The sequence below is a fragment of the Streptomyces sp. NPDC059851 genome (assembly GCF_042732005.1).
Taxonomy (GTDB): domain Bacteria; phylum Actinomycetota; class Actinomycetes; order Streptomycetales; family Streptomycetaceae; genus Streptomyces.
The window spans coordinates 1-18,076 of sequence record NZ_JBHWJJ010000156.1 but is presented as its reverse complement, the minus strand read 5'-3'; the positions used below and the strand labels follow the sequence as shown (position 1 = coordinate 18,076).

Annotated in this window: 16 protein-coding genes; 11 read left to right on the top strand and 5 right to left on the bottom strand. The window is 73.7% G+C overall.

Annotated features, from left to right (window positions below; all coding sequences use genetic code 11):
* Positions 1-96: 96 nt before the first annotated feature.
* Positions 97-1,221, bottom strand: a complete 1,125-nt coding sequence (gene disA, locus ACFV7Q_RS33795; protein WP_385434521.1) for a DNA integrity scanning diadenylate cyclase DisA — start codon at positions 1,219-1,221, stop codon at positions 97-99.
* Positions 1,222-1,370: 149 nt separating this feature from the next.
* Positions 1,371-2,807: a DNA repair protein RadA gene (radA, locus tag ACFV7Q_RS33790; protein ID WP_385434519.1), complete on the bottom strand. Its 1,437-nt coding sequence runs from the start codon at positions 2,805-2,807 to the stop codon at positions 1,371-1,373.
* Between the two features lie 175 nt (positions 2,808-2,982).
* On the opposite strand from radA, the gene ACFV7Q_RS33785 reads away from it, so the two are divergent.
* Together ACFV7Q_RS33785 and ACFV7Q_RS33780 are read left to right on the top strand one after the other, a co-directional pair.
* On the top strand, positions 2,983-4,698 hold the full coding sequence (locus ACFV7Q_RS33785) for a hypothetical protein (protein ID WP_385434517.1): 1,716 nt from the start codon (positions 2,983-2,985) through the stop codon (positions 4,696-4,698).
* An 89-nt stretch (positions 4,699-4,787) separates the two neighbouring features.
* A complete protein-coding gene (locus ACFV7Q_RS33780; protein ID WP_385434515.1) occupies positions 4,788-4,994 on the top strand; it encodes an antitoxin in 207 nt (68 codons plus the stop codon).
* 78 nt (positions 4,995-5,072) lie between these two features.
* Here ACFV7Q_RS33780 and ACFV7Q_RS33775 read toward each other — a convergent pair whose 3' ends face one another.
* Positions 5,073-5,918: a hypothetical protein gene (locus tag ACFV7Q_RS33775; RefSeq protein WP_385434513.1), complete on the bottom strand. Its 846-nt coding sequence runs from the start codon at positions 5,916-5,918 to the stop codon at positions 5,073-5,075.
* A 63-nt stretch (positions 5,919-5,981) separates the two neighbouring features.
* Here ACFV7Q_RS33775 and ACFV7Q_RS33770 point away from each other — a divergent pair, with 63 nt between their 5' ends.
* From ACFV7Q_RS33770 to ilvD, 4 genes are all read left to right on the top strand, one after another.
* Complete coding sequence (locus ACFV7Q_RS33770; RefSeq protein WP_385434511.1) at positions 5,982-6,911, top strand: Ppx/GppA family phosphatase; 930 nt, start codon at positions 5,982-5,984, stop codon at positions 6,909-6,911.
* 128 nt (positions 6,912-7,039) lie between these two features.
* Complete coding sequence (locus ACFV7Q_RS33765) at positions 7,040-7,867, top strand: sugar phosphate isomerase/epimerase family protein (RefSeq protein ID WP_385434509.1); 828 nt, start codon at positions 7,040-7,042, stop codon at positions 7,865-7,867.
* Positions 7,864-8,496: a TetR family transcriptional regulator gene (locus ACFV7Q_RS33760; protein WP_385434507.1), complete on the top strand. Its 633-nt coding sequence runs from the start codon at positions 7,864-7,866 to the stop codon at positions 8,494-8,496. The genes ACFV7Q_RS33765 and ACFV7Q_RS33760 overlap by 4 nt, the downstream gene beginning before the upstream one ends.
* Positions 8,497-8,621: 125 nt before the next feature.
* Entirely contained in the window at positions 8,622-10,472 is a 1,851-nt protein-coding gene (ilvD, locus tag ACFV7Q_RS33755) for a dihydroxy-acid dehydratase (protein ID WP_385434505.1), read from the top strand.
* Between the two features lie 86 nt (positions 10,473-10,558).
* Here the strand turns inward: ilvD and ACFV7Q_RS33750 are convergent, their stop codons facing one another.
* Positions 10,559-12,796, bottom strand: a complete 2,238-nt coding sequence (locus ACFV7Q_RS33750; protein WP_385434503.1) for a protein kinase — start codon at positions 12,794-12,796, stop codon at positions 10,559-10,561.
* A 106-nt stretch (positions 12,797-12,902) separates the two neighbouring features.
* Between ACFV7Q_RS33750 and ACFV7Q_RS33745 the strand changes: the two genes are divergently transcribed.
* The 5 genes from ACFV7Q_RS33745 to proC all read left to right on the top strand — a co-directional run bounded on the left by ACFV7Q_RS33745 (position 12,903) and on the right by proC (position 16,388).
* Positions 12,903-13,205 (top strand): SH3 domain-containing protein, encoded by a 303-nt coding sequence (locus ACFV7Q_RS33745; protein ID WP_385434501.1) that lies wholly within the window; start codon positions 12,903-12,905, stop codon positions 13,203-13,205.
* A gap of 90 nt (positions 13,206-13,295) precedes the next feature.
* Positions 13,296-13,793, top strand: a complete 498-nt coding sequence (locus ACFV7Q_RS33740) for a hypothetical protein (RefSeq protein ID WP_385434499.1) — start codon at positions 13,296-13,298, stop codon at positions 13,791-13,793.
* A 102-nt stretch (positions 13,794-13,895) separates the two neighbouring features.
* Positions 13,896-14,741 carry an ABC transporter ATP-binding protein gene (locus ACFV7Q_RS33735; protein ID WP_385434524.1) on the top strand — a complete coding sequence of 282 codons (846 nt, stop codon included), beginning with the start codon at positions 13,896-13,898 and terminating at the stop codon, positions 14,739-14,741.
* The gene (locus ACFV7Q_RS33730) at positions 14,738-15,475 is read left to right on the top strand and encodes an ABC transporter permease (RefSeq protein WP_385434497.1); all 738 of its coding nucleotides are present in this window, start codon (positions 14,738-14,740) and stop codon (positions 15,473-15,475) included. The genes ACFV7Q_RS33735 and ACFV7Q_RS33730 overlap by 4 nt, the downstream gene beginning before the upstream one ends.
* Before the next feature lie 103 nt (positions 15,476-15,578).
* Positions 15,579-16,388: a pyrroline-5-carboxylate reductase gene (gene proC, locus ACFV7Q_RS33725; protein WP_385434495.1), complete on the top strand. Its 810-nt coding sequence runs from the start codon at positions 15,579-15,581 to the stop codon at positions 16,386-16,388.
* A 51-nt stretch (positions 16,389-16,439) separates the two neighbouring features.
* Here the strand turns inward: proC and trpS are convergent, their stop codons facing one another.
* Positions 16,440-17,438, bottom strand: coding sequence for a tryptophan--tRNA ligase (gene trpS / locus ACFV7Q_RS33720; protein WP_385434493.1), 999 nt, complete (start codon positions 17,436-17,438; stop codon positions 16,440-16,442).
* Positions 17,439-18,076: the final 638 nt, after the last annotated feature.

Sequence of the window (18,076 nt, the reverse complement as noted above, 5' to 3'; positions counted from 1 at the left end):
GGGGGGGGGGGGGGGGCGCTCTCTTACACTGGGTTGGGGGGGGGCGGGCCCCCCGGGCCCCCCCCCCACCCCTTCACCCACCGTCTACCCGCCGCCTCAGACGTACCGCTCCAGGATCGAGGACTCCGCCAACCGGGACAGCCCCTCGCGGACGCTCCGGGCACGGGCCTCGCCCACCCCGTCGACGGTCTGCAGGTCGTCGACGCTTGCCGCCAGCAGCTTCTGCAATCCGCCGAAGTGCTCCACCAGCCGCTCGATGATCGCCCCCGGCAGCCGGGGCACCTTCGCCAGCAGCCGGTAGCCCCGCGGAGACACCGCCGAATCCAGGGTCTCCGGCGAGCCGGTGTACCCCAGCGCCCTCGCCACGTTGCCCAGCTCCAGCAGCTCCGGATGGGTCAGGGCGTCCAGCGCCGGCAGCGCCTCCTCCACCGTCCGCGACCGCTTGGCCGTCGGCTCCGGCACGTAGTCGCGGATCACGAGCTCGCGCTCCTGCTCGATCCCGACCGTCAGCTCGTCCAGCTGCAGCGACAGCAGCCGCCCGTCGGTGCCCAGCTCGACCACGTATTCCGCGATTTCCGTCGCGATCCGGCGAACCATTTCCAGCCGCTGCGCGACCGCCGTCACGTCGCGCACCGTGACCAGATCCTCGATCTCCAGCGCCGACAGCGTCCCCGCGACCTCGTCCAGCCGCAGCTTGTACCGCTCCAGCGTCGCCAGCGCCTGGTTCGCCCGGGACAGGATCGCCCCCGACTCCTCCAGGACGCGGCGCTCACCGTTCACGTACAGGGCGATCAGCCGCATCGACTGGGAGACGGACACGACGGGGAATCCGCACTGCTTCGAGACGCGGTCCGCCGTGCGGTGCCGGGTGCCGGTCTCCTCGGTCGGGATCGACGCGTCCGGAACAAGCTGCACACCGGCCCGCAGGATCTTCGTCAGGTCCTTGTCCAGGATGAGCGCGCCGTCCAGCTTGCACAGCTCGCGCAGCCGGGTCGCGGTGAACTCCACGTCCAGCACGAAACCGCCCGTGCACATCGCCTCGACGGTCTTGTCCATCCCGAGGACGATGAGGCCGCCGGTGTTGCCGCGGACGATCCGCTCCAGGCCGTCGCGCAGGGGCTGACCAGGTGCGACCGCGCTCAGCGAGGCACGCATCATGGATTCCTGCTTGGAGCTCGCGCCCGACTTCCCGGATGCTGCTGCCCCGTCCTTGGCTGCCACTGCACTCCTCCGGTCGCGGGTTGCGCCGCCTGCGTGGGCCGGGCGGACCAGCACAAAGTCTACCGGCGCGCACTCCGCGCCCGCCGTGGCTTGGCAAGGTGCACCCGCGCGGGCACCCCGTACCGGCCGGGCCGCGCGCCGCCCGGAGGCTACTCGCGGGCCGTCTCGCGGGCCGTATCACGGGCCGTCTCACGGGCCGTCTCACGGGACCGCCGGCGGGGCAGCACCCGCAGCGCGTCACCCATGTCGGCGACCTCCGTCACCTTCATCCCCGCGGGAACCTTCCCCGGATCGACCGGCACCAGCGCGTGCGTGAAACCGAGCCGGTGCGCCTCGGCCAGGCGCCGCTGCACGCCGGTCACCCGCCGCACCTCGCCGGCGAGGCCGACCTCCCCGATCGCCACCAGGTTCTTCGGCAGCGGGACGTCGCTCGCGGCGGAGGCCAGCGCCAGTGCGATGGCCAGGTCGGCGGCCGGTTCGGTGAGCTTCACCCCGCCCACGGTGGCGCTGTAGATGTCGCGCTTGCCGAGCGCGGTGATCCGGCCGCGCTGCTCCAGCACCGCCAGCATCATCGACACCCGGGAGGTCTCCAGGCCCGACGTGGTCCGCCGCGGCGAGGGGATCTGCGAGTCCACGGTCAGCGCCTGCACCTCGGCGACCAGTGGCCGCTTGCCCTCCAGGGTCACCGTCAGGCAGGTACCGGGGACGGCCTCCGCCCGCCGGGTCAGGAACAGCCCGCTGGGGTCGGCGAGCCCGGTGATCCCCTCGTCGTGCAGTTCGAAGCAGCCCACCTCGTCGGTGGCCCCGTACCGGTTCTTCACACCGCGGACCAGGCGCAGCCTGGCGTGCCGGTCGCCCTCGAACCCGAGCACCACGTCCACCAGGTGCTCCAGCAGCCGCGGACCGGCGATCGCGCCGTCCTTGGTGACGTGCCCGACCAGCAGCGTCGCCATCCCGCGCTCCTTGGACGCCCGGATCAGCGCCCCGGCGACCTCCCGCACCTGGGCCATGCCGCCGGGTGCGCCGTCGATCTCGGGGGAGGCCACGGTCTGTACGGAGTCCAGGATCAGCAACGAGGGCTGCACGGCGTCGAGGTGGCCCAGCACGGCCGACAGGTCGGTCTCGGCCGCCAGGTACAGGTGGTCGTTGAGGGCCCCGATCCGGTCGGCACGCAGCCGCACCTGGCTCGCCGACTCCTCGCCGGTGACGTACAGGGTGCGGTGGGTCGCACTGGCCGCCTTGGCGGCGACGTCCAGCAGCAGCGTGGACTTGCCGACACCCGGCTCGCCGGCCAACAGGACCACGGCCCCGGGCACCAGCCCGCCGCCGAGGACCCGGTCCAGCTCGTCGACGCCCGTGCTGCGGGCGGTCGCCGTCCGGCCGTCGACCTGCGCGATCGGGAGCGCAGCCGCCGTGACGCGGCCGGCCGCGGTGGTCCGCACGGCGGGCGCGCCCATCTCCTCGACGGTGCCCCAGGCCTGGCATTCGGGGCAGCGGCCGAGCCACTTCGCGGTGGTCCAGCCGCATTCGGTGCAGCGGTAGGAGGGCCGGTCCTTGGCGGATGAGCGGGATGTACGGGCAGCCATGCCGCCCACGGTAGCCGCCCCCGCCGACAGCCCCGGCCGTCGGCCCCGGCCGACGGCCCGGTCAGCACCCGGCGTCAGGGCCGCGGTCAGCGCCTGTTCGATCTCTTCACCCGTAAGGGCTAAAACAGCTCAAGGCTTCACGGGCCCCGGCGGGCGGCCGCCTACCTTCGCGAGGGTGGACAGCAGCAACCAGGAGAGCCCCGCCGGGCGCACCGGCGCACAACCGGCGCACGGGCGCACGCCCCGTGAGGGGTCCGCCGCAGAGCAGCCGCCGCCGTTCCGGCACGAGCCGTACCTGGACGGCCTGTTCACGTACTGCCTGTCGGTCCTGTGCGACCACGACACCGCCACCGACGTGCTCGCCGAGGTCCTCGCCGTCGCCGAGCGGCACCCCGGCCGCTGTCCCGACGAGGGCGACCGCCGGGCGTGGCTGTACGCCCTCGCCCGCTGGGCCTGCGTACGCCGCATGACCGAGCAGCGCCGGGGCCGCCCGGGGGCGCACTCCGCCCGGCGCACGCCGGAGCACACCGGAGCCGGGCACGAGCCGGAGGCGCACCGCTCCCTCGACGCGCACGCGCACCGGCGCACCGAGCTCGCCCGCCTCGCCTGGCCCGAGGCCGCCGGCACCACACCCGAACAGCGCGAGGCCCTCGAACTCACCGTCCGCCACCGGCTCGGCGTCCCCGAACTCGCCGCCGTCCTCGGTACGCCCCCCGCCACCGCCCGCGAGCTGCTCGCCGGCGCCGCCTGCGAGGTCGAACGCACCCGCGCCGCCCTCGCCGCCGTCGAGACCGGAGGCTGCCCGTCGGTGTCCCGGCTCACCGGCGAGGGACAGCTCCTGCTGTCCACCACCCTGCGCACCGAGCTCGTCCGCCACGTCGACGACTGCCCCCGCTGCCGTCGCGCCGCCGAACGCGTGGGCGCGGCCGCCCCCTGGCCCGGCTCCTGCGGCATCGACGCCGCCCTCCCCCTCGTCCAGGCGCCCCGCCCCGCCGTCCACGCGGCCATGCAACGCACCGCCCGCGGCCGCCACCCCGCCGCCCCCCGCTTCAACCGCACCGGCTTCCCCGTGGACCCCCGGGACCGGGCCGCCCGCCGCGACCGGCTGCGCGCCCGCGCGGTGACCACCACCGTCGTCGCCACCGTCGTCGCGGCGCCGGTCCTGGCGCTCTGGGCGGCGTACCGGGCCACGCCCGGCCCCCGCGAGCCCGCGGGCGGCGACTCCGGCCGGATCTCGGCGAGCACGTCCGAGATCCCGGCGCCCCTGCCGGGCGGCGGCCCGATGCGGGCGTACGAGAACGCCGGAACCGGCCTCGCAGCCCGCACCACCGGCGCCCCCGGCTTCGCCGCCGGCACCCCGGGCGGCCCGGAGCGGGACGTCTCCGTCGCGGTGATCAGCACCGGGCCGCCCGCCGCCCCCGGCGGGCCGGGAGCTCCCGGCCGGATCACCGTCGCCGCCGTCCCGGACGGCGGGACCACCGTGCTCACCCTCACCGCGTCCGGCGGGGCCCCGGTGGACTGGCAGCTCCGGTCCGACGCGCCCTGGCTGCGGGCGAGCCGGACCGCGGGCACCCTGGCCCCCGGAGAATCGGTCACCCTGCACATCACCGTCGACCCGGCCACCGAGCCCGCGGGCCCCTGGGCGGCCCGGGTCGCCGTGGAGCCGGGCGGGACCGTGGTCTCCATCCGGGGCGCCGGCCGGCCCGTCCCCACCCCGACGCCGACTCCCACGCCGACGCCGACGCCGACCCCCACCCCCACTCCCACGCCCGACCCGGCAGGGACCCCGACGCCCGCGCCGACGCCGACCCCGAGCGCGCCCGGGTCCGGCTCCGGCCCCGGCGGAACGGTTCCCCCGGCCCCCGGCACACCCGTTGACCCCTCCCCGTGAACCGGGCGGACCGCCCGTCCCCGAGATGCACGGAAGGATCACGCCGGAGACCCTGGATGGGTTCGGACCCCGAGGCCGAGGAGGCCGGAATGAGCATGATCGACAAGATCAAGCAGATGCTGAAGGGCCACGAGGGCCAGGCCGCACAGGGCGTCGACAGGGCCGGCGACTTCGTCGACCAGAAGACCCGGGGCAAGTACGCCCGCCACGTCGACACGGCCCAGGAAAAGCTCAAGGAGCAGCTCCGCCGCCCCGAAACCGGACAGGGCGAGGACGAGCCGCCCCGCGCCCACTGACCGCCCCCGCCCCGGCGCGGCCCAGCCCGGGCCCGGTCCGGGCGCCCGGTCCGGGTGCCCCGCTCCGCCGGCCCCGGCCTACACCGGGTCGGCGGGGTGCGGGGCCATCGGCAGCAGGGACGCCAGCCGCGCCTCGCAGTGCTTCACGAGTTCCGCGTACCCCTCTTTCCCCATCAGTTCCGTCAGCTCCGCCCGGTACGTCACGTAGACCGGCTCACCCGCGCCGTGCGCGGACGTCGCCGAGGTGCACCACCAGTGCAGGTCGTGCCCGCCCGGACCCCAGCCGCGCCGGTCGTACTCGCCGATCGACACCTGGAGCACCCGGGTGTCGTCGGGCCGGTCGATCCACTCGTACGTCCGCCGGATCGGCAGCTGCCAGCACACGTCCGGCTTGGTCTCCAGCGGCTCGCGTCCTTCGCGCAGCGCCAGGATGTGCAGGGAGCAGCCGGCGCCGGCCGGGAAGCCGGGCCGGTTCAGGAAGATGCAGGCACCCTCCCACCGGCGGGTCTGCCGCTCGCCGTCCTCGTCCTTCTGCACCCACCCGGATTCGGTGCCCACGTCGTGGAACTGCCACAGCTCCGGGGAGAGGCGCGCCACGTGCTCGGCGACCCGCTTCTCGTCGTCCTCGTCGGAGAAGTGCGCGCCCAGCGTGCAGCAGCCGTCGCTGGCCCGGCCCGCCTGGATGCCCTGGCAGCCGCTGCCGAAGATGCACGTCCAGCGGGACGTCAGCCAGGTCAGGTCGCAGCGGAAGACCTGCTCGTCGTCGGCGGGGTCGGGGAACTCCACCCAGGCCCGGGGGAAGTCCAGGCCCTTCTCGTCGTCGGCGGGCGCAGCGGAGGCGGCCGTAGCGGCGGCCTTGACCTGGGGCTTCGGCCTGACCTTCGTCTTGTTCTTGGACTTGTCGGCCTTCTTCGTATGTGGCACAAACCCAAGCCTAAGCGCCCCTAGAGCCGCCCGTACTCCCGCCGCACAGTAGCGTTTCCTCGTATGAGACTCGGTGTCCTTGACGTGGGTTCGAACACGGTGCATCTGCTGGTGGTGGACGCGCACCCCGGCGCGCGCCCGCAGCCCGCACATTCGCACAAGGTGGAACTGCGGCTGGCCCAGCTGCTCGACGACAGCGGCGCGGTCACCCCCGACGGCATCGAGCGCCTCGTGACGGTGATCGGCGGCGCCGTGCAGGCCGCCGAGGACAAGGGCTGCGAGGACGTGCTGCCGTTCGCGACCAGCGCCGTACGGGAAGCCACCAACGCCGATGAGGTCCTCGCCCGGGTCAAGGCCGACACCGGCGTCGACCTGCCGATCCTCAGCGGCGACGACGAGGCCCGGCTGACCTTCCTCGCCGTCCGCCGCTGGTTCGGCTGGTCGGCGGGCAAGCTGCTGGTCCTCGACATCGGCGGCGGCTCGCTGGAGATCGCGTACGGCATCGACGAGGACCCGGACGCGGCCGTTTCCCTGCCGCTCGGCGCCGGCCGCCTCACCTCCACCTGGCTCCCGGGCGACCCGCCGGACCCGGCCGACATCCGCGCGCTGCGCCGGCACGTGCGGGCCCAGATCGCCCGCACCGTGCGCGAGTTCAGCCGCTTCGGGGCGCCGGACCACGTCGTCGCCACCTCGAAGACGTTCAAGCAGCTGGCCCGCATCGCGGGCGCGGCCCGCTCGACGGAGGGCCTCTACGTACAGCGGGACCTGACCCGCAAGGCCCTGGAGGAGTGGGTGCCGAAGCTCTCGGAGATGACGGTCGCGCAGCGGTCCACGCTGCCGGGGGTCTCGGAGGGCCGGGCCGCCCAGCTGTTGGCCGGGGCGCTGGTCGCCGAGGGCGCGATGGACCTCTTCGGGGTCGACGACCTGGAGATCTGCCCCTGGGCCCTGCGCGAGGGCGTCATCCTCCGCCGCCTGGACCACCTCCCCGTCTGACGCCTGATGTCTGACCCCTGACGCCCTCGGCCCCCGCCCCCGGAGAGGCGGAGCGGCGGGCCGAAGGCGTGCGCCACGGCCCGGAGGGGAGCCCTCCCGGCCGGCCGGGCCCTCGGTACCCTGTCCCCGTGGCAGAACCCGTCCGCATTCCGACCGCGAAAGTCGCCCTCTCCACCGCCTCCGTCTACCCGGAGTCGACGGCGACCGCCTTCGAGATCGCCGCGCGCCTCGGCTACGACGGCGTCGAGGTCATGGTCTGGACGGACCCGGTCAGCCAGGACATCGAGGCCCTGCGCCGCCTCTCCGACGCCCACGGCATCCCCGTCCTGGCCGTCCACGCCCCCTGCCTCCTGATCACCCAGCGCGTCTGGTCCACCGACCCGTGGACCAAGCTCCAGCGGGCCCGGTCCGCCGCCGAACGCCTCGGCGCGAGCACCGTCGTCGTGCACCCGCCCTTTCGCTGGCAGCGCCAGTACGCCCGGGACTTCGTCACCGGCATCGCACGGATGGCCGACGAGACGGACGTCCGGTTCGCCGTGGAGAACATGTACCCCTGGCGCTACCGCGACCGCGAGATGCTCGCGTACGCCCCCGAGTGGGACGTCACCAAGGACGACTACCGGCACTTCACCGTCGACCTGTCCCACACCGCCACCGCCCGTACGAACGCCATGGAGATGGTCGACCGCATGGGCGACCGCCTCGCGCACGTGCACCTCGCCGACGGCAACGGCTCCGCCAAGGACGAGCACCTCGTCCCCGGCCGCGGCTCCCAGCCCTGCGCCGAGCTGCTGGAACGCCTCGCCGCTAACTCCTTCGACGGCCACGTCGTCATCGAGGTCAACACCCGCCGGGCCATGTCCTCCGCGGAGCGCGAGGCCGACCTCGCCGAGGCGCTGGCCTTCACCCGGCTGCACCTGGCGGCGAGCACCGGCCGGGACGTGACCGCCCGATGACCCCGCGCACCGACGACACCCCGACCCCCCGCCGCCGCGGCCCCGGCCGCCCCCGCCAGGACGAGGCCGACACCGGCCCCGGCGCCATGGAGCGGATCCGCCTCGCCGCCCGCTCCGAGTTCGCCGCACGCGGCTACGACAAGACCTCCCTGCGCGGGATCGCCAAGACCGCAGGTGTGGACCCCTCCCTGATCCACCACTACTTCGGCAGCAAGGACGAGCTGTTCGCCGACGCCATCGAAGTGAGCCTGGAGCCCGCGCTCCTGGTCCCGCAGATCCTCGGCGCCGGGCCCGACGGCATCGGCGAGCGCCTGGTCCGCTCCTTCCTCGGCATCTGGGAGAACCCCGTCACCCGCGCCCCGCTCCTCGCGGTGATCCGCTCGGCCCTCACCCACGAGGCCGCGGCCAGGGTGCTGCGCGACCTTGTCCTGCGCCGCCTGCTGGAGCGGGTCGCCGACGAGCTGAACGTCCCCGACCCCACCTTCCGGGCCGAGCTCGCCGCCTCCCACATGGTCGGCATCGCGGTCCTGCGCTACGTCGTCCAGGTCGAGCCGCTGGCCTCCGCCGACCCGGACCACATCATCGAGCTGGTGGCCCCCACCCTCCAGCGGTACCTGACCGAGGGCTGACCCGCCCGTCCCGGCATCCGGACGCGCTGTCCGTATCCCGGGCCAGGGGCGTAGCCTCGTAACCGAGCCATATCCACAGTCGCGGCGGCGCGCCAGCACCACCGCACTCATGGGGAGTGAACCCGATGCCCGAGCTGAGGTCCCGCACCGTCACCCACGGCCGCAACATGGCAGGCGCCCGTGCGCTCATGCGCGCGTCGGGCGTAGCGAGCGAGGACATCGGCAAGCCGATCATCGCCGTCGCCAACTCCTTCACCGAGTTCGTCCCCGGCCACACCCACCTGGCCCCCGTCGGCCGGATCGTCTCCGACGCCATCCGCGCCGCCGGCGCCGTCCCCCGCGAGTTCAACACCATCGCGGTCGACGACGGCATCGCCATGGGCCACGGCGGCATGCTGTACTCACTGCCCTCCCGCGACCTGATCGCGGACTCCGTCGAGTACATGGTCGAGGCGCACTGCGCCGACGCCCTGATCTGCATCTCCAACTGTGACAAGATCACCCCCGGCATGCTGATGGCCGCCATGCGCCTCAACATCCCGGCCGTCTTCGTCTCCGGCGGCCCCATGGAGGCCGGCCAGGCGACCCTCGTCGACGGCACCGTCCGCAAGCTCGACCTGATCAACGCGATCGTCGACGCGGTCAACGAAAACGTCTCCGACGAGGACGTCCTGCGCATCGAGGAGAACGCCTGCCCGACCTGCGGCTCCTGTTCCGGCATGTTCACCGCCAACTCGATGAACTGCCTCGCCGAGGCCATCGGCCTGGCCCTGCCCGGCAACGGTTCCGTCCTCGCCACCCACACCGCCCGCCGCGCCCTGTACGAGGAGGCCGGCCGCACGATCGTCGAGATCACCAAGCGCCACTACGAGCAGGACGACCACTCGGTCCTCCCCCGCAGCATCGCCACCCGCGAGGCCTTCGAGAACGCCATGGCCCTCGACATCGCCATGGGCGGCTCGACCAACACGATCCTGCACCTGCTGGCCGCCGCCCAGGAGGCCGGCCTGGACTACGACCTCAAGGACATCGACGCCGTCTCGCGCCGCGTCCCCTGCCTGGCGAAGGTCGCCCCGAACGTCGCACCCGGCGGCACGTACTACATGGAGGACGTGCACCGCGCCGGCGGCATCCCCGCCATCCTCGGCGAGCTCCACCGCGGCGGCCTGTTGAACAAGGACGTCACCACGGTCCACTCGGCCAACCTCGACGACTGGCTGGGCACGTGGGACGCCCGCTCCGGCACCGCCTCCGCCGAGGCCGTGGAACTGTGGCACGCCGCCCCCGGCTGCAAGCGCTCCGCGACCGCCTTCTCCCAGTCCGAGCGCTGGGAGTCCCTCGACCTCGACGCGGAGAACGGCTGCATCCGATCCGTCGAGCACGCGTACTCGAAGGACGGCGGCCTCGCCGTCCTCAGGGGCAACATCGCTGTCGACGGCTGCGTCGTGAAGACCGCCGGCGTCGACGAGTCCATCTGGACCTTCGAGGGGCCCGCGGTCGTCTGCGAGTCCCAGGACGAGGCCGTCGACAAGATCCTGTCCAAGCAGGTCAAGGAGGGCGACGTCGTCGTCATCCGGTACGAGGGCCCGCGCGGCGGCCCCGGCATGCAGGAGATGCTCTACCCGACCTCCTTCCTGAAGGGCCGCGGCCTCGGCAAGGCCTGCGCCCTGGTGACGGACGGCCGCTTCTCGGGCGGCACCTCCGGCCTGTCCATCGGCCACGCCTCCCCGGAGGCCGCCTCGGGCGGCACCATCGCCCTGGTCGAGGACGGCGACCGGATCCGCATCGACATCCCGAACCGCTCGATCGACCTCCTCGTCGACGACGCCACCCTGGCCGCCCGCCGGGAGGCGCTCGGCGGCGTCTACGCCCCGAAGAACCGCGAACGCAAGGTCTCCGCGGCCCTGCGCGCCTACGCGGCCATGGCGACGAGCGCCGACAAGGGCGCAGTCCGCGACGTCACCAAACTCGCCTGACCCACCGCCTCCCCGCCCGACCACCCCGGGCGGGGCGGCCCGGCCCGCGGGGCCCGTACTTTCCGCGCCGCGCCGGCCCGGCGGAGCTACCAGGCGGCCGGGTCGCGGGCGTCGACGGCGAAGACGGACCCGTCGGGCGCGGTCGCAAAGACCCGCCCGTCGGCGGCGACCGGTGCCGGCAGCGTCGCCGTGAACGTCCCCCGCCCCGCCCCCATCCGCGGCTGCGTCTGCCCCGCCAGCCGCCCGGCCGTGCCGTCCACCGCGAGCAGCCGCCCGTCGACCGCCGTCAGGTACACCCGCCGGTCAGCGCCCAGCACGGGCCGCGAGGCCGCCGTGACCCCGGTCTGCAGCCGCCACTCCTCGCGCTGCGCGCCCACCGCCGCCAGCGCCCCCGACACCCCGAAAACGTACGCCGTGCCGTCCGGGGCCACGGCCGCCTGGGCCTGGAGCAGTGGGGCCGACAGCGGCACCGACCGCACCGCCCCCGTGCCGAGGTCCACCCGCAGCACAGACCGGGCCATCGACCCGACGTCGTTCTCCAGCAGGAACAGCCCGCCGCCGGCCACGCCGACCGGCTCGGCGGCGCCCGCCGTCCGGGCCAGCGCGCGTACCGCACCCGTGACGGGGTCGACCTCCGACACCTGGGTGGACTTCCCGTCGGCCGCGGGCGTGGCCACGTACAGCGCGGGGGCCGTACCCGGCTGGGCCGGCGGCGTCACGCCGGCACACCACACCGAGCCCGGGCCGCCGAACTGCTTGGTCCACTGCGCGACTCCGGTGGCCGCGTCCACGGAGATCGCCTTGCCGTCGGGCAGCGCGATCATCACCCGCGGCCCGGCGGGCACGACCCGCGACCCGGCGAGCAGCACCCGCTTCCACCGCTCCGCCCCGGTCGCCGGGTCCAGCGCCCGCAGCGTGCGACTGGCGGCCGACGTGGTCAGGACGAGTCCGCCGTCGTGCAGCGGGGCGGCGGTCTCGACGGTGCCGGCGGAGGCCTGGACGGACCACACCACCGAGCCGTCGGCGGGGTCCAACCGGGCCGCGGCCAGCCCGTGTCCCGAGCAGTACAGGGTCCCTTCGGCCCAGGAGCAGGCGGACGGCGCGGTCCCGGCCGGCCCGGCGGTCCCGGTCCCCGGCCTGCCCAGCACCCGCGTCCAGGGCGCGAACGGCTTCTTCGAGCCCGGGGCCGAGCGCGCGTCCCCGCCCGCCCGCCGCTGCGGTCCGTCGTCCTCACCCCTCAGGTACCAGCCGCCGCCCACCGCCCCGCCCGCCAGCAGCAGCCCGACCGCGGCGGCGACCGCCACCCGCGTCCGCCGCCCGCCGCGGCCCGGCCCCGCGGCGGCCGCATCGGTCCCCGCGGTGGCCGCATCATCGGTCCCGGCGGATGCGGCGGGGGCGTCCACCCGCTGGTGCGTGGGCTCCTCGGCACGACGCCGCGCCGCGTCAGCCACCGTGGGTGAGGCGGGCCTGCGGGGCTGCGGGACGAAGGTCTGCGTGTCCTCGCCGGTCGGGTACGCGAGGGCGCGCATCGCCGAGATCAGGGCATCGGCGGTGGGCCGCTCGGCCGGGTCCTTCGACAGGCAGCGGGCGACGACGGGTGCGAGCTGCGGCGGCAGCCCGGCCAGGTCGGGCTCGCCGTGCACCACCTGGTACGCGACGAGGTAGTGGCTGTCGGAGTCGAAGGGACCCCGCCCGGTCGCCGCGTGCACCAGTACGGCGCCCAGCGCGAACACATCGGCGGCGCTGCCCACCTCCCGGGGGCGCTGGAACTGCTCGGGTGCCATGAAGGGCGGCGTCCCGATCAGTTTCCCGGTCTCGGTGCGCAGGTCGCTGTCGGCGGGGCGGGAGATGCCGAAGTCGATGACGCGGACCCCGTCCGGGGCCATCAGCACGTTGCTGGGCTTCAGGTCGCGGTGCACCACCCCGGCCCGGTGGATGTCGCGCAGGGCTTCGGCCAGTCCGGCCGCGAGCCGGGTCAGCTCGGCGGGGTCCAGCACCCTGTCCCGTACGCGCTCGGCGAGCGTGGGGGCGTCGATGAAGAGGGTGGCCATCCAGGGCCGCTCGGCGTCGGGGTCGGCGTCGACGACGGGCGCGGTGAACGCCCCGCTGACCCGCCGGGCGGCGGCGACCTCCTGGCGGAACCGGGCGCGGAATTCCGGGTCGACCGCGTGCTGGGGGTGCACGATCTTGACGGCGAGTTTCAGCCCGGAGCCGGACGTGGCCAGGTGGACGACACCCATGCCGCCGGATCCGAGCACGGATTCGAGCCGGTACTGGCCGGCGTATTCCGGAAAGCCCACGTAGTCCGCGTGCAGCGACTGCACTGCTCACCACCCCCGTCGGAGCCTAGTCGATGTCCCGTGTGCATCTCCAAGGGCCTGCTAACCTGCGCGAGTTGCGCAGAGCAATGCCAAAGGGGGGAGTTTTCACATGTCCGAAGAGAACGAATCCAGCCAATTCCAGACCCTCGACTCGGGGTCCGGATTCCAGACCTTCCCGGTCGCGCCGGGCTACCGGGTGAACGTCCGCAGCGGCCCCGGCACCGCTTACTCGATCGTCAGGGTGCTCCCGTACGGCGCGTCCGTGACGATCCGCTGCCAGACGGACGGCGAATGGGTCAGCGGCCCGTACGGCACCACCCGCATCTGGGACTGCGTCGGCAACGGCGAGTTCGTCTCCGACGCGTACGTCAGGACGGGCAGCGACGGCTACGTCGCCTCCCCCTGCGGCTGACCCGGCCGGGGCGGCGCCCCCGGCGGCCCGGTCCGTCTGACACGTGAGACGCACCGGGCCGTACACCGCCGGCGGTGGATAATCGCCGGTGTGAGCGACGAACAGCAGCAGACCCCCGCCGGCCCCCAGCCGGAGCCGATCCCGTTCTTCGGCACGACCTGGGTCGAGCACGACGGCGGCTACGCCGTGCGCCGCGCCGCTGCCGGCGTGGGCTCGCTCGCCGCGGCCTTCGCCGCGGCCTACCTGCTGCGCTTCGCGTACGAGGGCCTGGAGATCGGCAACGTCGGCCCGTTCCTCAGCATCTCGGTCGTCGTCCTCTTCGCGATCGCCAGCGCCATCGCCTTCCTCAAGACCTGGGAGTCCTTCGGCCGCCGCCCGGCCCCGTCCTCCGACGAGGCCTCCCTCAAGGGCCTGAAGATGATCGGTTTCATCGGCTCCCTCATCGCGTACTTCCTGCGCTGCTTCTCCGAGGCCCCCGGTGAGAAGCTCCGCCGCGCCGAGTACGAGCGAGCCGTCGTCGAATACGAGCGCCGCCGCAGTGCCCGTACGGGCAACCCGGCCGCGCGCCGCCCCAAGCGCAAGAAGTAACCAACCCGCCCCGCCCCACCCCTCCCTTCCCCTCCCGCCTCCCCGCCCTCAGCGTCCGACCTGTTGACGGCCGGCACCCCCGGGCGCATTATTCATCGCATGATGAATAATGCGGAGCAAGGGCCCGCCCCCGCCCCACCCCCCGCCGTCCGGGCCGACGGCCTGACCGTCCGCCGCGGCACCGGCCGCACCCTCCGGACCGTCCTCGACTCCCTCGCCTTCGACGTCCCCCGCGGCCGCATCACCGGCCTCCTCGGCCCCTCCGGCTGCGGGAAATCCACGCTCATGCGCACCGTCGTCGGCACCCAGGCCCACGTCACCGGCACCCTCGACGTCCTCGGTCGCCCCGCCGGCCACCCCGAGCTCCGCTCCCGCATCGGCTACGTCACCCAGGCCCCCTCCGTCTACGACGACCTCACCGTCCGGCAGAACCTCGACTACTTCGCCGCCGTCCTCGATCCCGGCCGCGCCGCCGCCGACCGCCGCCGCGCCGCCGTCACCCGGGCCATCGCCGACGTCGACCTCACCGGCCGCGCCGACGCCCTCGCCGGCAGCCTCTCCGGCGGCCAGCGCAGCCGCGTCTCCCTCGCCGTGGCCCTGCTCGGCGCCCCGGAACTCCTCGTCCTCGACGAACCGACCGTCGGACTCGACCCCGTCCTGCGCCGCGACCTGTGGAACCTCTTCCACGACCTCACCGCGACCCGCGGCACGACGATCCTCGTCTCCTCCCACGTCATGGACGAGGCCGAACGCTGCCACGACCTCCTCCTCATGCGCGAGGGCCGCATCCTCGCCCGGGACACCCCCGACGCACTGCGCGCCCGCACCCGCTCCGCCACCGTCGAGGAGGGCTTCCTCCACCTCGTCGACGAGGCCAACGCCCGCGCCGCCCAGGACCCCGCACGGGACCCCGCCCACGGCCCCACCGCCCAGGAGCAGCTCCGATGAACGCCGCCCGCACCACCGCCACCGCCGCCCGCGTCCTGCGCCAGCTGCGCCACGACCCGCGCTCCATCGCCCTGATGCTGCTGGTCCCCGTCCTGATGCTGACCCTGCTCCGCTTCGTCTTCGACGGCAGCCCCCGCACCTTCGACGGCATCGGCGCATCCCTCCTCGGGATCTTCCCCCTGATCACCATGTTCCTGGTGACCTCCATCGCCACCCTGCGCGAACGCACCTCCGGCACCCTCGAACGCCTCCTCGCCATGCCGCTCGGCAAGGCAGACCTCATCGCCGGCTACGCCCTCGCCTTCGGCACCGTCGCCGTCGCCCAGTCCCTCCTCGCCACCGGGCTCGCCCTCTGGCTCCTCGGCCTCGACGTCGTCGGCTCCCCCTGGCTGCTCCTCCTCGTCGCCCTCCTCGACGCCCTCCTCGGCACCGCCCTCGGCCTGTTCGTCTCCGCCTTCGCCGCCTCCGAGTTCCAGGCCGTCCAGTTCATGCCGGCCGTGATCTTCCCGCAGCTGCTGCTGTGCGGCCTGTTCACCGCCCGCAGCACCATGCACCCGGTCCTCGAAGGCATCTCCGACGTCCTGCCCATGTCCTACGCCGTCGACGGCATGACCCAGGTCCTCACCCACACCGACATGACCGCCGACTTCGTCCGCGACGTCCTCGTCGTCGCCGCCTGCGCCCTGCTCGTCCTCGCCCTCGGCGCCGCCACCCTCCGCCGCCGCACCCCCTGACCGCCCGCACTGCGGACACCGGCCCCGCACCCCCGCACCCGAGTGCAAGGATGAGGAGGACGCAGCACACGTACGCGCACCCAGTTCGGCGAGGTGACACCGCATGACCCAGACAGTCGCAGTCCTCGGTACCGGAAAGATCGGCGAGGCCCTGCTCAGCGGAATGATCCGCGGCGGCTGGCCCGCCGGGAAGCTCCTCGTCACCGCCCGCCGCTCCGAACGAGCCGAGGAACTCCGCGCCCGCTACGGCGTCGAGGCCGTCAGCAACGCCGAGGCCGCCAAGCGCGCCGACACCCTCATCCTCACCGTCAAGCCGCAGGACATGGGCAAGCTCCTCGAAGAGCTCGCCCCGCACGTTCCCGCCGACCGCCTCGTCATCAGCGGTGCCGCCGGCATCCCCACCTCCTTCTTCGAGGAACGACTCGCCCCCGGCACCCCCGTCGTCCGCGTCATGACGAACACCCCCGCCCTCGTGGACGAGGCCATGTCGGTCATCTCGGCCGGCAGCCACGCCACCGCCGCGCACCTGGCCCACGCAGAGGAGATCTTCGGCGGCGTCGGCAAGACCCTCCGCGTCCCCGAATCGCAGCAGGACGCCGCCACCGCCCTGTCCGGCTCTGGACCCGCCTACTTCTACTTCCTCGTCGAAGCCATGACCGACGCCGGCATCCTCCTCGGCCTGCCCCGCGCCCAGGCCCACGACCTCATCGTCCAGGCCGCCATCGGCGCGGCCGTGATGCTCCGCGACAGCGGCGAACACCCCGTCAAGCTCCGCGAGGCCGTCACCTCCCCCGCCGGCACCACCATCAACGCCATCGTCGAACTGGAACGCCACGGCGTCCGCGCCGCCCTCATCGCCGCCCTCGAAGCCGCCCGCGACCGCAGTCGCGAACTCGCCTCCGGCACCGGCTGACCCGGCCCCCGGGGCCCGCCTCCACGGCGGGCCCCGGGCGGGCGGCGGAACCTACGGAGCCAGCAGCCCGATCGCCTCGTACGCCCGGTCCACCATCGGCCGCGCGATCGCCCGGGCCCTCCCGGCCCCCTCCCGCAGCACCCCGTCGACCAACCCCGGATCGGCCGCCAGCCCGGCGTGCCGCTCCTGCACCGGCCGCAGCACCTCCACCACCGCGTCGGCCACGTCCCGCTTCAGCGCCCCGTACCCGCCGTACCCGTCGGCGAGGTCCGCCGGATCCCCACCGGTGCAGGCGGCCAGCAGGTCCAGCAGGTTCGCCACCCCGGGGCGCGCCTCCCGGTCGTAGACCACCCCGCCGTCCCCGCTGTCGGTGACCGCCCGCATGACCTTGCGGCGTACGACCTCCGGCTCGTCGAGCAGGTACACGACACCCGGCCCGCCGCCCATGGACTTCCCCATCTTCGACCGCGGGTCCTGCAGGTCCATGACCCGCGCGGCCACCGCCGGGAGGGTCGCCTTCGGCACCGTGAACGTGTGCCCGTACCGCTGGTTGAACCGCACGGCCAGATCCCGGGTCAGCTCGACGTGCTGCCGCTGGTCCTCACCGACCGGCACCTCCTCGGTCGCGTACGCCAGGATGTCCGCCGCCATCAGCACGGGATAGGTGAGGAGCGACAGCCGCACCCCGGCCCCGGAGGCCTGCGCCTGCGCCGCCTTCTCCTTGTACTGGATCATCCGCCGCAGTTCCCCGTCGGCAGCGGTGCACTCCAGTAGGTAGGCCAGCCGCGTGTGTTCGTCCACGTGGCTCTGGACGAAGAGCGTGCACTTCTCCGGCGCCAGCCCGGCGGCCAGCAGCAGCGTCGCCGCCTGCCGGCTGAGCCGCCGCACCCGCGCGGGATCGTGCTCGATCGTCAGCGCGTGCAGGTCCACGACGCAGAACAGGGCCTCGTCCGGCTTCTGCTCGGCGGCGACCCACTGCCGTACGGCGCCGAGGTAGTTGCCCAGCGTCAGGTGGCCGCTCGGCTTGATTCCGCTGAAGATCCGCGCCATGTCCGTCTCCTCTGTTCCCTGTGTCGGTGTGGTGGTGGCGGCCGTTGCGTCCGGCGACCGGGCCACTCCCGGGAGGAGAGGAACGAAAAACGGCCGCCGGGGCGGCGGCCGTGAGCGCATGCGTGCTCGCTGGGAGGTCCGGCCGCCGTCAGGCGGCCCACCAGCGAAGGTTGAGCGCGAGCGCATGCGTAGTCATGGGAGCCAGGCTAGCGCCTGGCACGGTGCCCGTCCTGGAGTTGACACGCCCGTGCGTGATCCGTAAGGTTCTTCGAGTTGTCCGACGTGAGCGCCGACCACGGTCGGTCCCCGGACAGCCCATCCCGCACTACGCACTCGAACGAACGGCGCACTCTGCCGTCTCGTTTTCATGCATATTTGCGAATGGGGAATCCGCGTTCCAGGACGCAGCCGCCGATTGGCTTCGGGGGCGGGGAATCCGCTAATGTCTCACTCGCCGCAAGGGCCAACGGCCCGCGCAGCAAATCCCGCTGACTGGGAGTCAGGCCGAAAAGGTTCTGATAGAGTCGGAATCGCCGGAAGGGGAAACGCGAAAGCGAAGAACCGGAAAGCGAAGCGCGAAACACTCTGATAGAGTGGGAAACGCAAGAACGAAAGCCCGGAGGAAAGCCCGAGAGGGT

Coding starts and splice junctions, on each gene's coding strand:
- proC (WP_385434495.1), top strand. CDS start 15,579: ATGACCCAGACAGTCGCAGTCCTCGGTACCGGAAAGATCGGCGAGGCC.
- radA (WP_385434519.1), bottom strand. CDS start 2,807: ATGGCTGCCCGTACATCCCGCTCATCCGCCAAGGACCGGCCCTCCTAC.
- ACFV7Q_RS33730 (WP_385434497.1), top strand. CDS start 14,738: ATGAACGCCGCCCGCACCACCGCCACCGCCGCCCGCGTCCTGCGCCAG.
- ACFV7Q_RS33745 (WP_385434501.1), top strand. CDS start 12,903: ATGTCCGAAGAGAACGAATCCAGCCAATTCCAGACCCTCGACTCGGGG.
- ACFV7Q_RS33760 (WP_385434507.1), top strand. CDS start 7,864: ATGACCCCGCGCACCGACGACACCCCGACCCCCCGCCGCCGCGGCCCC.
- trpS (WP_385434493.1), bottom strand. CDS start 17,438: ATGGCGCGGATCTTCAGCGGAATCAAGCCGAGCGGCCACCTGACGCTG.
- ACFV7Q_RS33770 (WP_385434511.1), top strand. CDS start 5,982: ATGAGACTCGGTGTCCTTGACGTGGGTTCGAACACGGTGCATCTGCTG.
- ACFV7Q_RS33780 (WP_385434515.1), top strand. CDS start 4,788: ATGAGCATGATCGACAAGATCAAGCAGATGCTGAAGGGCCACGAGGGC.
- ACFV7Q_RS33735 (WP_385434524.1), top strand. CDS start 13,896: ATGAATAATGCGGAGCAAGGGCCCGCCCCCGCCCCACCCCCCGCCGTC.
- ilvD (WP_385434505.1), top strand. CDS start 8,622: ATGCCCGAGCTGAGGTCCCGCACCGTCACCCACGGCCGCAACATGGCA.